At 72.6% G+C, this 14,915-nt stretch carries 15 protein-coding genes; 5 read left to right on the forward strand and 10 right to left on the reverse strand.

Annotated elements, in window-relative coordinates; translation table 11 throughout:
* Nucleotides 1-10 precede the first annotated feature (10 nt).
* The 3 genes from ACIA5A_RS14100 to ACIA5A_RS14110 all read right to left on the reverse strand — a co-directional run bounded on the left by ACIA5A_RS14100 (nt 11) and on the right by ACIA5A_RS14110 (nt 2,932).
* On the reverse strand, nt 11-1,069 hold the full coding sequence (locus tag ACIA5A_RS14100; protein WP_396761045.1) for a PhoH family protein: 1,059 nt from the start codon (nt 1,067-1,069) through the stop codon (nt 11-13).
* Between the two features lie 132 nt (nt 1,070-1,201).
* Nucleotides 1,202-2,578: a serine hydrolase domain-containing protein gene (locus ACIA5A_RS14105; RefSeq protein ID WP_396761048.1), complete on the reverse strand. Its 1,377-nt coding sequence runs from the start codon at nt 2,576-2,578 to the stop codon at nt 1,202-1,204.
* 3 nt (nt 2,579-2,581) lie between these two features.
* Entirely contained in the window at nt 2,582-2,932 is a 351-nt protein-coding gene (locus ACIA5A_RS14110) for a histidine triad nucleotide-binding protein (RefSeq protein ID WP_396761051.1), read from the reverse strand.
* A gap of 37 nt (nt 2,933-2,969) precedes the next feature.
* On the opposite strand from ACIA5A_RS14110, the gene ACIA5A_RS14115 reads away from it, so the two are divergent.
* Together ACIA5A_RS14115 and ppk2 are read left to right on the forward strand one after the other, a co-directional pair.
* Nucleotides 2,970-3,731 (forward strand): SDR family NAD(P)-dependent oxidoreductase, encoded by a 762-nt coding sequence (locus ACIA5A_RS14115; protein ID WP_396761054.1) that lies wholly within the window; start codon nt 2,970-2,972, stop codon nt 3,729-3,731.
* 37 nt (nt 3,732-3,768) lie between these two features.
* Nucleotides 3,769-4,680, forward strand: a complete 912-nt coding sequence (ppk2, locus tag ACIA5A_RS14120) for a polyphosphate kinase 2 (protein WP_396761056.1) — start codon at nt 3,769-3,771, stop codon at nt 4,678-4,680.
* Nucleotide 4,681: 1 nt separating this feature from the next.
* On the opposite strand, the gene ACIA5A_RS14125 is transcribed toward ppk2, so the two are convergent.
* The 3 genes from ACIA5A_RS14125 to hrcA form a co-directional block, all read right to left on the reverse strand.
* Nucleotides 4,682-5,416: a 16S rRNA (uracil(1498)-N(3))-methyltransferase gene (locus ACIA5A_RS14125; RefSeq protein ID WP_396761059.1), complete on the reverse strand. Its 735-nt coding sequence runs from the start codon at nt 5,414-5,416 to the stop codon at nt 4,682-4,684.
* 1 nt (nt 5,417) lies between these two features.
* Nucleotides 5,418-6,560: a molecular chaperone DnaJ gene (gene dnaJ, locus ACIA5A_RS14130; protein WP_307755298.1), complete on the reverse strand. Its 1,143-nt coding sequence runs from the start codon at nt 6,558-6,560 to the stop codon at nt 5,418-5,420.
* Between the two features lie 73 nt (nt 6,561-6,633).
* A complete protein-coding gene (gene hrcA, locus ACIA5A_RS14135) occupies nt 6,634-7,659 on the reverse strand; it encodes a heat-inducible transcriptional repressor HrcA (RefSeq protein ID WP_396761062.1) in 1,026 nt (341 codons plus the stop codon).
* Between the two features lie 209 nt (nt 7,660-7,868).
* Here hrcA and ACIA5A_RS14140 point away from each other — a divergent pair, with 209 nt between their 5' ends.
* Nucleotides 7,869-8,501, forward strand: a complete 633-nt coding sequence (locus ACIA5A_RS14140; protein WP_396761065.1) for a DUF4870 domain-containing protein — start codon at nt 7,869-7,871, stop codon at nt 8,499-8,501.
* A gap of 42 nt (nt 8,502-8,543) precedes the next feature.
* On the opposite strand, the gene hemW is transcribed toward ACIA5A_RS14140, so the two are convergent.
* Entirely contained in the window at nt 8,544-9,767 is a 1,224-nt protein-coding gene (gene hemW / locus ACIA5A_RS14145; RefSeq protein WP_396761068.1) for a radical SAM family heme chaperone HemW, read from the reverse strand.
* Between the two features lie 19 nt (nt 9,768-9,786).
* On the opposite strand from hemW, the gene ACIA5A_RS14150 reads away from it, so the two are divergent.
* Nucleotides 9,787-10,572, forward strand: a complete 786-nt coding sequence (locus tag ACIA5A_RS14150) for an enoyl-CoA hydratase-related protein (protein WP_396761071.1) — start codon at nt 9,787-9,789, stop codon at nt 10,570-10,572.
* Nucleotides 10,573-10,733: 161 nt separating this feature from the next.
* Nucleotides 10,734-11,588 carry a hypothetical protein gene (locus ACIA5A_RS14155; protein WP_396761074.1) on the forward strand — a complete coding sequence of 285 codons (855 nt, stop codon included), beginning with the start codon at nt 10,734-10,736 and terminating at the stop codon, nt 11,586-11,588.
* Between the two features lie 10 nt (nt 11,589-11,598).
* Here the strand turns inward: ACIA5A_RS14155 and ACIA5A_RS14160 are convergent, their stop codons facing one another.
* The 3 genes from ACIA5A_RS14160 to ACIA5A_RS14170 are packed head-to-tail and all read right to left on the reverse strand — an operon-like array spanning nt 11,599 to nt 14,704.
* Nucleotides 11,599-12,432, reverse strand: coding sequence for a carbohydrate ABC transporter permease (locus ACIA5A_RS14160; RefSeq protein ID WP_396761214.1), 834 nt, complete (start codon nt 12,430-12,432; stop codon nt 11,599-11,601).
* Nucleotides 12,426-13,415 (reverse strand): carbohydrate ABC transporter permease, encoded by a 990-nt coding sequence (locus ACIA5A_RS14165; RefSeq protein ID WP_396761077.1) that lies wholly within the window; start codon nt 13,413-13,415, stop codon nt 12,426-12,428. The genes ACIA5A_RS14160 and ACIA5A_RS14165 overlap by 7 nt, the downstream gene beginning before the upstream one ends.
* The gene (locus ACIA5A_RS14170) at nt 13,412-14,704 is read right to left on the reverse strand and encodes a sugar ABC transporter substrate-binding protein (protein WP_396761080.1); all 1,293 of its coding nucleotides are present in this window, start codon (nt 14,702-14,704) and stop codon (nt 13,412-13,414) included. The genes ACIA5A_RS14165 and ACIA5A_RS14170 overlap by 4 nt, the downstream gene beginning before the upstream one ends.
* Between the last annotated feature and the right edge of the window lie 211 nt (nt 14,705-14,915).

Below are 14,915 nucleotides of genomic sequence, written 5' to 3' on the forward strand. Positions count from 1 at the left end.
CTCTGGTGGGTTAGCGGCGCCGGCCGGCCCGGCCGCCCTGGGCGGTCCGCCCCGGCACGGCGTGCACGCTCTGCGCCTGCTGGCTCTCCCGCTCGGCGTCCCAGCGGGCGTACGCGTCGACGATCTCGCCCACCAGCTTGTGGCGAACCACGTCGGAGCTGGAGAGCTGGGCGAAGTGCACGTCCTCGACGTTGTTCAGGATCTCCCGGACCACCCGCAGGCCGCTGCTCGTCCCGCCGGGAAGGTCCACCTGGGTGATGTCGCCGGTGACCACGATCTTCGAGTTGAAGCCGAGCCGGGTGAGGAACATCTTCATCTGCTCTGGCGTGGTGTTCTGCGCCTCGTCGAGAATGATAAAAGCGTCATTTAGGGTCCTACCGCGCATATATGCCAGCGGCGCGACCTCGATGGTGCCGGCGGCCATCAGCTTCGGGATGGACTCCGGGTCGAGCATGTCGTGCAGCGCGTCGTAGAGCGGGCGCAGGTAGGGGTCGATCTTCTCGTTCAGGGTGCCGGGCAGGAAGCCGAGCCGCTCGCCCGCCTCGACCGCCGGCCGGGTCAGGATGATCCGGTTGACCTGCTTGGCCTGGAGCGCCTGGACGGCCTTCGCCATCGCCAGGTAGGTCTTGCCGGTGCCGGCCGGGCCGATCCCGAAGACGATGGTGTGCGAGTCGATCGCGTCGACGTAGCGCTTCTGCCCGAGCGTCTTGGGACGGATGGTGCGACCGCGCCGGGAGAGGATGTTGAGCGTCAGGACCTCGGCGGGCCGCTCGGCGCTGCCCTGTTCGAGCATGCCGACGGTACGCCGGACGGCGTCAGTGGTCAGGGTCTCGCCTTTCTCGATCAACTCGAGGAGCTCACTGAAGAGACGCTCGGCGAGGGCGTTGTCGGCGGGCGCGCCGGTGATGGTGATCTCGTTGCCGCGCACGTGGACGTCGCTGGTGACCGAGCGTTCGACGAGTCGCAGGATCTCGTCGCCCGCGCCGAGCAGGTTCACCATGATCTTCGGGTCGGAGACCGTGATCCTGGTCTGCGCCCGGGGCGGGCCGGGAGGTGGGGTGCCGGTCATAGGTCGGGCCGTGGGGCCCTGCGCCACCTGCTCTCCGATCTCGGTGCCGGGCCCTGCTGGCGCGGCGGACGACAGCTCCCATCGTATCGGGTCGGCACCGTGGGCACCGCGCCCATTTCCGGTGCTCGGCGGTCAGCCACCGGCCCGAAAGTCGTAGCCGCCGAACGTCTCCTGGGCGCGGGTGAAACGGTAGGTCGCCCAGTGCATCCGAACCACCACGCCGTGCTCGTCCCGGGTGAGCCGCAGCAGCTCGCCCGACTCCCGCCCGGAGATGGTGCGGAACACGTCCGGCCGCTCCGCCAGCGGCGCGAACACCGCCGGCGGCTTCCCGGCCGGATCGTCCGCGCCCCGCGCCCGCAGCGCCCCGTCGTGCCAGGAGAAGACGTACTCGAAGCCCTCGCCCCACCAGCGGCCCAGCATGCCGCGCAGGTGCGCGGGCGCGGGCGGGCCGGGACGCCACGGCTCGATCTCGGCCGGGTCGTGCTCGGCGGCGGCGGCCAGCAGCGCGTGCGCCAGGTCGAAGATCTCCACCCCGGCGCCGGACGAACCGAGCACCGCGCACCCCATGGCGCCGGCGGTGCCCGCCCCGCCGCGCCGGCCGTAGACGGCGGCCAGGAAGCCGGGCATCGCCCCGTCGTGCCCCACGTGGGTCACCCGGTCCGGCTGCGGCACCAGGATCAGCCCGAGGCCGAAACCGGCCGCCCAGAGCGACTCGTCGGTCGTGGTGAGCGGCCAGCGCATCTCCTCGACGGTGGCCGGGGCGAGCACCGCGCCGGCCGGGTCGAGCGCGGCCGGGTCGGCAAGGAAGGCCGCCCAGCGGGCCATGTCCGACGCGGTGCTCCAGAGCTGGGCGGCCGGCGCCACCGCGCCGAAGTCGGTGGGCGGCTCCGGGTGCGCCTCGTCGGAGTAGGCGTCGACCAGGTGTCCGGTGGCGGCCCGCTCCCCCGGCACGGTGGCGGTGGCGGCCAGCCCGAGCGGGGTGAGGACCCGGTCGGCGAGCACCTCGGCCCAGGTGCCGCCGCGCCGCCGGGCGACCAGCTCGCCGAGCAGCGCCACACCGAGGTTGGAGTAGTGGAAGCGGCGGCCGGTGGGCAGCACCCGCTCGGCCCGGGCCAGGTCGGCCAGCAGCTCCTCGACGGCCGGGGCGCGCAGGCTGTCCCACACGTCGCCGTGCGGCTCGCGTTGCAGGCCGGCGGTGTGCGACAGCAGCCGGCGCACGGTCAGCTCGCCGTGCGCGGGCAGGTCGAGGTGCCGCCCGACCGGGTCATCCAGGTCGAGCAGGCCGTCGTCGCGGCACTGCATGACCAGCGCGGCGGTGAAGGTCTTGGTGACCGAGCCGATCCGGAGGACCGTCTCCTCGTCGAGCGGCGTGTCGTTGCCGGTGCCGCCCACCGCGCAGGTCCAGAGCGGGCGGTCCGCCCGGTGCAGGGCCGCCGACACGGCCGGGATGCGCCCCTTCGCCTGGGCCTGCCGGGTCATCCGGCCGAGCCGGTCGGAGATCGTGGTCACCGGTCAGCGGCAGAGCATCGGGCCCAGCGGCGCGCCGCCGAGCAGGTGGGCGTGCACGTGGAAGACCTCCTGGCCGCCGTACGGACCGGTGTTGAACATGAGCCGGAACCCGTCCACCGTCAGGCCCTCCTCCTCGGCCACCAGCGCGGCGGTGTGGAGCAGCTCACCGGCGAGCGTCGGGTCGCCCTGGGCCAGCGTGGCCACGTCCGCGTAGTGCTCCTTGGGGATCACCAGCACGTGGGTGGGCGCCTTCGGGTCGATGTCCCGGAAGGCCAGGGTGGTGGCGGTCTCGCGGACGATGGTGGCCGGGATCTCCCCGGCGACGATCCGGCAGAACAGGCAGTCGACTCCCATCGCAGCAGTGTAGGGAACGTACGGCAGGATGGCCGGCATGGCGGGACGGGCGGTGCTGGTGACGGGGGCCTCGCGGGGCATCGGGCGGGCGGTGGCGCGGGCGTTCGCGGCCGGCGGGGACCGGGTCGCGGTGCACCACCGGGACTCGGCCGACCTGGCCGAGGCGCTGCGCGCCGAGCTGCCCGGCGACGGGCACGTGGTGGTCCGCGCCGACCTGGCCGACCCGGACGCGGTCCGGGCCATGGTGGACGCCGCGGCCGAACGGCTCGGCGGTCTCGACGTGCTGGTCAACAACGCCGGCGTGTTCGGGCCGGCCGATCCGCCGCACCCGGTCTTCGAGAGCACCTACGAGCAGTGGCGGACCCGGTGGCGGGAGGTGCTGGACGTCAACCTGTTCGGCGCCGCGAACGCGTCCTGGTGCGCGGCCCGGCACATGCGGGAGCGGGGCGGGCGGATCGTCAACGTCTCGTCGCGGGGCGCGTTCCGGGGCGAGCCGGCCAACCCGGCATACGGGGCCAGCAAGGCGGGGATGAACGCGATGGCGCAGTCGCTCGCGGTGGCGCTGGCGCCGTACCGCATCGGGGTGGCGTGCGTGGCCCCCGGCTTCGTGGAGACCGACATGACCAACGAGCACCTCAAGAGCGAGCGGGGCGAGGCGGTGCGGGCGCAGTCGCCGTTTAACCGGGTGGCCCGGCCGGCGGAAATCGCGGCGGCGGTGCACTGGCTGGCCAGCCCGGAGGCCGAGTGGGCGTCCGGCACCATCGTCGACCTGAACGGCGCGTCCTACCTGCGGAGCTGACGCGTCGAAACCGGGTGACGGGGTAGGTACCCCGGGTATGGCCGACACCGAGCTGCTGGACATCGCCGCCGACTACCGCGTGGTCGACGGGCACGACAACGATCCCGTGCTGCTGCGGTCGGACGGCAGCCCGGTCGAGACGTGGCGTGACGAGTACCCGTACGGGCAGCGTCTCGACCGCGAGGAGTACGACCGCCAGAAGCGTCTGCTCCAGATTGAGCTGCTCAAGCTCCAGGACTGGGTGAAGGACAGCGGCGAGCGGTTGGTGATCCTCTTCGAGGGGCGGGACGCGGCCGGCAAGGGCGGCACCATCAAGCGCTTCATGGAGCACCTGAACCCGCGCGGCGCGAGCGTCGTCGCGCTGGTCAAGCCGGACGAGCGGGAGGCCGGTCAGTGGTACTTCCAGCGCTGGCTGGCCCACCTGCCGAGCGCGGGCGAGATGGTGCTCTTCGACCGGTCCTGGTACAACCGGGCCGGCGTGGAGCGGGTGATGGGCTTCTGTTCCCGTACCGAATATCTGGAGTTCCTGCGGCAGGCCCCCGACCTGGAGCGGATGCTGGTGCGCTCCGGGATCCGGCTGGTGAAGTTCTGGTTCTCGGTGTCCCGCAACGAGCAGCGCACCCGGTTCGTGGTGCGCAAGGTGGATCCGGTACGGCAGTGGAAGCTGTCCCCGATGGACCTGGCCTCACTCGACCGCTGGGACGAGTACACCGAGGCCAAGGAGGCGATGTTCTTCTGGACCGACACCGCTGACGCGCCGTGGACGGTGGTGAAGAGCAACGACAAGAAGCGGGCCCGGCTGGAGGCGATCCGGCACGTGCTGCACCGGTTCGACTACGACGGCAAGGACGTCGACGTGGTCGGCACGCCCGACCCGTTGATCATCGGGCCGGCGGGCCTGGACCTGGGCCCCGAGGAGCAGCCGGTGCCGATCTTCCCGCGCCCCTGAGTCACCAACGGCCGAGGCGGGCGGCGAGCACGCTGAGCGCGGCCACCCCGGCGGTGGAGGTCCGCAGCACGGACGGCCCGAGCCGGACGGTACGGGCGCCGGCGTCGCGGAACGCGGCCAGCTCCGCCTCGGCGATGCCGCCCTCCGGCCCGACCACGAGGACGATCTCGCCGGTCGACGGCAGCTCGGCGGTGGTGAGCCGCTCGCCGGCCTCCTCGTGCAGCACGAAGGTCGCGGCGGCGCCGGCGATCCGCCGGGCCACCGTGGCGGTGGACTCGTCCGGTGCGCCGGCCACCACCGGCAGCCACGGGCGGCGGGCCTGCTTGGCGGCCTCCCGGGCGGTGGCCGCCCACTTCTCCCGGGCCCGTACGCCCCGGTCGCCACGCCACTGGGTCACCGAGCGGGACGCCGCCCAGGGCACGATCTCGTCCACCCCGACCTCGGTCATCGCCTGCACGGCCAGCTCGCCGCGGTCGCCCTTGGCGATGCCCTGCACCACGACCAGGCGGGGGACGCACGCGTCGGCGTACCCCCGGCCGGTGATCCGCGCCTCCAGGGCGCCCCGGCCGACGGCGGTGACCACCGCGGCGGCGGTGCCGCCCCGGCCGTCGGCGAGCAGCAGTTCCTGGCCGACGCGCAGCCGCTGCACGGTGGCCGCGTGGTGGCCCTCCGGGCCGTCGAGCGTCACCGTGTCACCGGTGGGCAGCGCCTCGACCAGGAACAGCGGCGCCGACACCTCAGGCGTGCCCGTTGAACGCGTCGCGCATCCGGGAGAAGAAGCCGCCCTGCTTGGTCAGCTCGGCGACCTCCTCGCCCCGGGTCTTGGCGAAGTCGCGCAGCATCCGCTCCTGGTCGGCGTCGAGCTTGGTCGGGGTCCGCACGTCCAGGTGGACGTAGAGGTCGCCCCGGCCGGCGCCGCGCAGGTGCGGCACGCCACGGGCGCGCAGCCGCAGCGTGCTGCCGGGCTGGGTGCCCGGCTTGACGTCGACGACCTCCTCGCTGTCGAGCGTCTTGATGGTCAGCCGGGTGCCGAGCGCGGCGGCGGTCATCGGCACGGTGACCCGGCAGTGCAGGTCGTCGCCCTTGCGGGAGTAGACGTCGTGGGTCCGCTCGTGGATCTCGACGTAGAGGTCGCCGGCGGTGCCGCCGCCCGGGCCGACCTCGCCCTGCTGGGCCAGCCGGATCCGCATGCCGTCCTCGACGCCGGCCGGGATCTTCACGGTCAGCGAGCGGCGGGTGCGCACCCGGCCGTCGCCGGCGCAGGTCGGGCAGGGGTGCGGGATCGTGGTGCCGTAGCCCTGGCAGACGGTGCACGGCCGGGCGGAGACCACCTGGCCGAGGAACGTCCGCTGCACCGACTGCACCTCGCCCCGGCCGCCGCACGCCTCGCAGGTGGCCAGGTGGGTGCCGGCGGCGGTGCCGGCGCCGGAGCAGGTGGTGCAGAGCACGGCGGTGTCGACGGTGATCGGCGCCTCGACGCCGAACGCGGTCTCGTTGAGGTCCAGCTCCAGGCGCAGGATCGCGTCGGCGCCGGGCCGGGTGCGCGGCCGGGGACCCCGGCTGCCGCCCGCCGCGCCGCCGAAGAACGCGTCCATGATGTCCTGGAAGCCGACGAACGGGCCGGCCCCGCCCGGGCCGCCCGGGCCCGCGCCGCCGCCGCCCGGGGCGAGCGGGTCGCCGCCCAGGTCGACGATCTGCCGCTTCCGGTCGTCCGAGAGGACCTCGTACGCGGCGTTGATGTCCTTGAACTTCTCCTGTGCCTCCGGGTCCGGATTTACATCCGGGTGGTACTGCCGCGCCAGCTTGCGGTAGGCACGCTTGATGTCGTCGTCGGAGGCGTCCCGGCTCACGCCGAGAATGCCGTAGTAGTCCCTGGCCACTGCGTTCGGTGTCCTCATGTTCGTCTCGCGTGTCGCCGGTCGTCGGCCGTGGCCGGCCGTCGGCCCTGACTGGTCAGTTCTGGGCCAGCAGTTCGCCCACGTAGCGTGCCACGGCCCTCACCATGGCGATATTGCCGGGGTAGTCCATCCGGGTCGGCCCGAGCACGCCGAGCCCACCGACGATGGTGGCGCCCGGGCCGTAGCCGGTGCTGACCACCGAGGCGGCCCGCAGGTTGTCGAACTCGTTCTCGTCGCCGATGAGCACCCGGGTGGCGTTGCTCGGCTCGGTCTCGCCGATCAGCTTGAGCAGCACGACCTCCTCCTCCAGCGCCTCCAGGATGGGGCGCAGCGAGCCCTGGAAGTCGAGCAGCCCACCCCGGGTGAGGTTGGCGGTGCCGGCCAGCGCGATCCGTTCCTCGTGCCGTTCGACGAGCGTCTCCAGCAGCACCGTGGAGAGCGTGGTCATGGCCGGGCGCAGGTGCGGCGCGGACTCCTCGACGAGCGCCTGCACCAGCGGTGGCGTCTCGGCGAGCTGGCTGCCGACGAGCTTCTCGTTGACCAGCCGGCGCAGGTCGGTGACGTGGTCGGCGGGGACCGGGGCGGGCAGCTCGACAAGCCGCTGCTCGACCCGCCCGGTGTCGGCGATCATGACCACCATCAGCCGGGTGGTGGAGATCGGCACCAGCTCCAGGTGGCGCACCTTGGACCGGGCCAGGCTGGGATATTGCACCACCGCGACCTGGCGGGTGAGCTGGGCCAGCAGCCGGACCGTGCGGTGCACCACGTCGTCGAGGTCGACGGCGCCGACCAGGAAGCGCTCGATCGCCCGGCGCTCGGCCGGGCTGAGCGGCTTGACCCGGGAGAGCCGGTCGACGAAGAGGCGGTAGCCACGGTCGGTGGGGACCCGGCCGGCGCTGGTGTGCGGCTGCCGGATGTAGCCCTCCTCCTCCAGCACCGCCATGTCGTTGCGCACGGTCGCCGGCGAGACACCGAGCTGGTGCCGTTCGACGAGGGCCTTGCTGCCCACCGGTTCCTGCGTGGCCACGTAGTCCTCGACGATGGCGCGCAGCACGGCGAGCTTGCGGTCGTCGAGACCCATCTCCCCACCTCCTGACGCACCTCGGCCGGGCGACGCGCGGCATCCGCCGGGCGGCTGGCACTCGACTGTAGCGAGTGCCAGTCTACGTCGGCAGACCCACCGGCGCGATGATCAGTGGCGGACCCCCGGTCCGACCCGCCGCGACGGCCCGGTCCGGCCGGGCCGAACAGCTCTGGTGCCACTTGCTTCCGGCACCTACCGTGACGTGCATGACTGAACCTCCTCGCCCGCCCGGAGCGGGGGACCCCAACCCCCAGCCCGACCCGAACCCGCCGTCGGCGCCCTACGGCTCGTCGCCGGCCGACGAGCCGCCCACCGCACCACTGTCCGGGGCACCCGGCGCAGGCGGCTATCCCCCGCCCGGTGGCTATCCGCCCCCGGGCGGCCAACCTCCGGCGGGCGGCTATCCCCCGCCTGGCGGCTACCCCCCGCCTGGTGGCGGCACCCCGGGCTACGGCGCGCCCGGCGGCGGCGCCTACGGCACGCCGGCCGGCTACGCCAACAACGACGACAAGACCTGGGCCCTCGTGGCGCACTTCGGCGGCGCGGCCGGGATGCTGATCGGCGGCGGGGTGCTGGGCTGGATCGCGCCGCTGGTGGCGCTGCTGGCCCGGGGCAACCAGTCCCCGACCGTCCGGGCGCACGCGATCGCCGCGCTCAACTTCCAGCTCATCTGGTCGGTCATCGCCCTGGTCGGCTGGATCCTCACCTGCATCCTGATCGGTGTGGTGATCGGCTTCGGCGCCATGATCGTCGGCATCATCTTCGGCATCCTGGGCGGAGTGAAGGCCAACGAGGGCCAGCTCTACCGCTATCCGATGTCGGCCAGCCTGATCAAGTGACAGCCGCCGGCCGGTCCCGCGCGGCGGGGCCGGCCGGACCGGTCAGGGCAGCAGGTCGCGCACGACCGCGTCGGCCAGCAGCCGGCCGCGCAGCGTGAGCACGGCCCGGCCCTCGGCGTACGCGCCGGGGTCGAGCAGCCCGCCGGCCCGGGCCCGTTCGGCGCCGACACGGCCGGCGTCGTCCAGCACGTCGAGCGGCAGTCCGGAGGCGAGCCGCAGTCGCAGCATCACGTCCTCCATGTGCTGCTCGTCACCGGTGAGCCGCTCCCGGGCCAGCGCGGGCGACGCGCCGGCGGCCAGCCGCTCCGCGTACGCCGACGGGTGCTTGACGTTCCACCAGCGCACCCCGCCGACGTGGCTGTGCGCCCCCGGGCCCAGGCCCCACCAGTCGGCGCCGGTCCAGTAGAGCAGGTTGTGCCGGCACGCCGCGGCCTCCGACCGGGCCCAGTTGGACACCTCGTACCAGGAGAAGCCGGCCGCGCCGAGCGCCGCCTCGGCGGCCAGGTAGCGGTCCGCCGCCACGTCGTCGGAGGGGTACGGCAGCTCGCCCCGGCGCATCCGCGCGGCCAGCCGGGTGCCGTCCTCCACGATCAGGGCGTACGCGCTGACGTGGTCCACCCCCGCCTCGACCACCTGGGCCAGCGAGGCGGCGAAGTCGTCCGCCGTCTCCCCCGGCGTGCCGTAGATCAGGTCCAGGTTCACGTGCGCGAACCCGGCGTCGCGCGCCTCCCGCGCGGCGGCGACCGCCCGGCCGGCGCTGTGCCGCCGGTCGAGCACCGCGAGCACCCCCGGCGAGGCCGACTGCATGCCCAGCGAGATCCGGGTGTAGCCGGCCGCCCGCAGCGTCCTCAACGACTCCGGGGTCACCGACTCGGGATTCGCCTCGGTGGTCACCTCGGCGTCGGCGGCAAGCCCCCAGGTGCGGTCGATGCCGTCGAGGATCCGGGCCAGGTCGTCGGCGGGCAGCAGCGTCGGGGTGCCGCCGCCGACGAAGACGGTGTCCACCCGCGGCGGCGGGGTGTCGCCCAGCACCCGGGCGCCGAGCGCCAGCTCGGCCAGCACGGTGTCGGCGTACGTCTCCCGGCTCGCCCCGCCGCCCAGCTCGGCGGCGGTGTACGTGTTGAAGTCGCAGTAGCCGCACCGGCTGGCGCAGAACGGGACGTGCACGTACACCCCGAAGCCGCGGGCGCCGACGGCGCTTCGGGCGGTGGCGGGCAGCGACCCGTCGCGCGGAACGGGTTCACCTTCTGGAAGGACGCCGGGCATGGCCACTAGTGTGCCCGGCATGACCTCTCCGGACGCTCTCGTGCGGGTCGCCACGGCCCGTGGGGTGACCACCCTCACCCTGGACAGCCCGCACAACCGCAACGCGCTCTCCACCCCGCTGATGACCGAGCTGCTGGCCGGGCTGGCCGCGGCGGTCGCCGACGACGCGGTCCGGGCGGTCGTGCTGGACCACACCGGCCCGGTGTTCTGCTCCGGCGCCGACCTGAAGGAGACCGCCGCCGCGTACGCCAGTGGGAGCGTGCCGGCCGGGATGCTCGGCGACGTGCTGGTCGCCGTGCGGGAGTGCCCGAAGCCGGTGCTGGCGAAGGTGGCCGGGCCGGCCCGGGCCGGCGGCCTGGGCCTGATCGCCGCCGCCGACCTGGCGGTCTGCGCCGAGGAGGCCACGTTCGCGTTCACCGAGGTGCGGATCGGCGTGATCCCGGCGGTCATCTCGGCGACCGTGCTGCCCCGGCTGAACCCGCGTGCCGCCGCCGAGCTGTACCTGACCGGTGACACCTTCGACGGGCGGCGGGCCGCCGAGATCGGCCTGGTCACCGCCGCGGTGCCGGCGGACGGGCTGGACGCGGCCGTGGCGCGCTACTGCGCCTCGCTGGTGAAGGGGGCGCCGGCCGCGCTGGCCGGGGCGAAGTCGCTGCTGCGGCGGCCTTCCGCGACTGATCTGCGGGCGGAGATCGGCGAGTTGGCGGCGCTCTCCACCGGGTACTTCCTCTCCGACGAGGGGCGGGAGGGGGTGCTCGCGTTCCGCGAGAAGCGTCCGGCGGCGTGGGTGCCCGCCGGAGAATAGAAGGAAGGGCCCCCTGTTAACGCCTCCGGTATAGGCGGGGCCCCTTGTTGACGATCGCGCCGTGACGGGGCGGTGACGCGGTGGCGAGCAGGCCGGTCGGCCGAGTCGGGAACCGGCGCCGGCGACGTACGCTGGTCGGACTGTCGGGACTGGGGGTGCTGGTGCGGACGCGTGCGGCGATCGTGGCATCTGGTGTGGTGGTGTGCGTACTGGCCCTGCTCGCGGTCTGGTTCGTGACCAAGCAGTTCGGTCACCACCTGCGGCTGCCGCTGGCCAGCCGGACCTGCACCGTGCAGGCCGACGGCGAGGTGGTGCTCGGCGCCGACCAGATGGCCAACGCGGCCACCATCGCCGCCATCGGCATCCAGCGCCAGATGCCGGAACGGGCCGTGGTGGTGGCGCTGGCCACCGCCTACCAGGAGTCGCACCTGCGCAACATCGCCCACGGCGACCGCGACTCGCTCGGCCTGTTCCAGCAGCGCCCCAGCCAGGGCTGGGGCACCCCGGAGGAGATCCGCGACCCGCGCTACGCGGCGCGGAAGTTCTACGCCGCGCTGAAGAAGGTCAAGGGCTGGCAGGACATGCGGGTCACCGAGGCCGCGCAGCGGGTGCAGCGGTCGGCCTACCCCGAGGCGTACGAGAAGTGGGCGGACGAGTCGGCGGTGCTCACCCGCGCGCTGCTCGGCCAGGCGACCGGCGCGGTGGCCTGCACGGTCGGATCGACGCCGACCATGCGCGGACCGGCCGCGGCCAGCGCGGTGCTGGAGGGCCTGACGCTGGACTGGGGGCTGCCCCGGCTGACCGCGGCGGCGAACCTGACCGGGCTGACGGTGCCGGCAAGCGACGACCGCAACGGCTGGCGGTACGCCCACTGGCTGGTCTCGCACGCCGACGACCACGGCGTCAAGTCGGTCCGGTTCGGCAACCTGGAGTGGACGGCCGAGCAGGGCACCTGGGCCCGGGTGAAGGGCGACCCGACGACGCAGGTGCTGGCCGAGGTCTTCGCCGACACCTGATCGACCGGGCTCAGCCCTTCACCGCGCCCGCCACCAGCCCGGAGACCATCCGGCGCTGGACCAGCAGGAAGAACACGATCACCGGCAGGGTGAACAGGGTGGACGCGGCCATCACCGAGCCCCAGGCGGTGTCGTCCCGGCCGAAGAAGAACGTCATCGCCACCGGCAGCGTGTACTTCTGCTGGTCGTTGATGAACGTCAACGCGAAGATCAGCTCGTTCCAGGCGGTGATGAACGAGAAGATGCTGGTGGCGACCAGGCCGGGCGCGACGAGCGGGAAGAGCACCTTGCGGAAGGTCTGCGCCCGGCTGGCCCCGTCGATCGCGGCGGCCTCCTCCAACTCCTTCGGCACCGCCGCCACGAAGCCGCGCAGCATCCAGACCGCGAACGGCAGCGAGAACCCCAGGTAGGTGAGGATCAGGCTGGGCAGCGTGTTGTAGAGGCCGAGCCGCTGGATCATCAGGAACAGCGGGATGACCAGCGCCTCCAGCGGGATCATCTGCACCACCAGGAGCAGGATCAGGAAGCTGGTGCGCAGCTTGAACCGGAACCGGGCCACCGCGGTCGCGGCGAGCAGCGCGACAAGCCCGCTCAGCAGCACGGTGGCCACCGCGACCAGCACGCTGTTGAGGAAGAAGTCGAGGAACGTCACGCCCGGGATCAGGTTGCCGGTGAGGATCTCCCGGTAGTGCTCCAGGGTGGGTTCCGCCGGCACCGGGCGCGGCGTGGCGGAGAAGATCTCCCGGTTGGGCTTGAGCGACGTCGCGATCATCCAGTAGACGGGGAACGCGGCGAAGAGCGCGACCAGCAGGCCGGCCCCGTTGAGCGCGAGCTTCTTCACGATTCGTCCTCCTGCCGGAGCACCATGCGGACGTACAGGGCGGTCACCACGAGCAGGATGACGGTGAGGATGACGGCGATCGCGGAACCGAGGCCGTACTTGGGCGGCGGCGAGAACGCCTCCGCGTACGAGTAGATCGACAGCATGAACGTCGACCGGTCCTGGGTGCCGCCGGCCAGCACGAACTGCTGGGTGAAGACCTTGAAGTCCCAGATCGTGGAGAGCACCACGAGGATGCCGAAGACCGGGCGCAGGATCGGGAACGTGACGGACCAGAAGACCCGCCACGGGCCGGCGCCGTCGACCCGGGCCGCCTCCTGCAACTCGCCCGGCACGCTCTTGAGCCCGGCCAGCACGCTCACCGCGATGAACGGGAACGAGTGCCAGACCACCACGAGCGTCAGGATGCCGAAGAAGAGCAGCGGGTCGTTGAACCAGCCGTAGCCGGTCCAGTCGCTCCGGCCGAACAGCGTGGTGGACAGGCCGTCGGGCAGCTTGTTGAACAGCCAGGTGACCAGGCCGCTCGTGTCGTCGAAGATCCACTTCCAGACGATCGTGCCGGTCAGCGCCGGGGTGGCCCAGGCGAGCATCACGCAGCTCGCCACGAACGTGGCCATCTTCTTGCCGAGCCGGTTGAGCAGCAGCCCGACGAGCGTGCCGAGCACCATGGTCAGCGCCACGTTGGCGACCGCGAAGAGCACGGTGTTGCGCAACACCGTACGGAAGAACGGGTCGCCGAGGATCTGCGCGTAGTTGGCCAGGCCGACCCACGGCCACTCGCGGTCCCCCCGGAGCTGTCGGACGCTGTCCAGCTTGTAGAAGGACATCATCACGACCTGGCCGAGCGGCCAGAGCAGGAGCACGGCGATGATCGCCAGGCAGGGCAGGAGCAGCAGGTACGGGAGGCGGTCCACCTTTCGGCGGGGCCGCCGCGCGGGGGTCTCCCGCGCGGCGGCCCCGTCGGTGGCCTCGGTCAGCGTGGTCACTTGGCGTTGAGGATGCTTTCCATCTCGGTGGCCGCGTCGGCGGTTGCCTTCTCGACCGTCTTCTGGCCCTTGATGACCGAGCTGTTCATCGCCTGGGTCACCGTCTTGGTGCGGCTGACCTCGACCCACTTCGGGGTGAGCGGGGTCAGCTTGGTGTTCTGGATGGCGGTGGCGAACGCGGCCATCACCTTGTCGTCGGCGTAGTTGCCGCCGCTGACCAGGTCCTTGTAGACCGGGAAGAAGCCGAGGCTGGAGGCGAACTCCTGGTCCTTCTGCTTGCTCAGCAGCACGGTCGTGTAGTCCCAGGCCAGGGCCTGCCGCTCGCTGTCCTTCCAGACCGCGATGTCGGAACCACCGGCGAACGCCGGGGCGGCCTTGCCGTCCGGACCGGGGATCGGGAACGTGCCCCAGACCTTCTCGATGTCCGGGTTGTCCTTCTTCATCGCGCCGCCCTGCCAGCTACCGGCGAACGCCATGGCGGCCTTGCCGGTGGCGAACTGGGTGCGGGCGTCGACCTCGTTCCAGCCGGCCGACGCGGGCGGGGCGACCTTGTGCACGGTCACCAGGTCGGTCCAGAACTTGACCGCCTTCTGCGCCTCGGGCGTGTTGTAGCCCGACTTCCAGGTGTCGCCGTCCTTGGTGGCGATCTCCCCGCCGGCGCCCCAGAGGAAGGAGTAGAACGGCAGCTCGGAGTTGCCGGGCAGGGCGATGCCGTAGGTGCCGGGCTTCTTGGCCTGGACGGCCTTGGCGGCGGCGACCATCTCGTCCCAGTTCGTCGGCGGCTTCACGCCGGCCTCGGCGAACCAGTCGGTGCGGTAGTAGACGGCGCGCACGCCGGCGTACCACGGCACGCCGTACTGCTTGCCGTCGAGCTGGGCGTTCTTCACCAGGTCGGGCAGGATGTCCTTGCCCTCGGACCAGCCGTTGAACTTGTCCGTGACGTCGGCGAGGGCCTCCTGTGCCGCCCAGCCCTGGGTCTCGGTGTTGCCCAGCTCGGTGACGTCCGGGCCCTCACCGCCGGCGAGCGCGGCCTGGAACTTCTTCGGCGCCTCGAGCCAGGGAATGTACTGCACCACGACGTCGGTCTCGGGGTGCTTCTTCTTGAACTCCGCCTCGACCGTGTCGAGGAACGCGGTCTGGGCGTCGCCGCCCTCACCCATCATCCAAACCGTCAGCTTGCTGTTGTCGGCGGCCTTGTCGTCGTCGCCGGAGCCACCGCATCCGGTCAGCACCAGCGCGGCCGACGCCACGATGGCGGTGACCGGAGCCAGCCGCTTCCACCTGTTCACGCCATATCTCCCTCAGGGCCGTTTGGCACTAACCTTCTCCGCCGCACCTTAGTAGGAAAATTTCCTTTACAACAGGGGGAGGTTCGCGGCGGGCGGCCGAGGCGACCGTATCGCAGCCGAAGGCCCGGCCGGCAGGGGTGCCGTCCGGGCAGGCCAGAGCGGGGGTACGCGGACGGGCGCCCGGCCGGTGGCCGGGCGCCCGTCGAAGCTG

It is taken from the genome of Micromonospora sp. NPDC051300, assembly GCF_044455315.1.
GTDB lineage: Bacteria > Actinomycetota > Actinomycetes > Mycobacteriales > Micromonosporaceae > Micromonospora > Micromonospora robiginosa.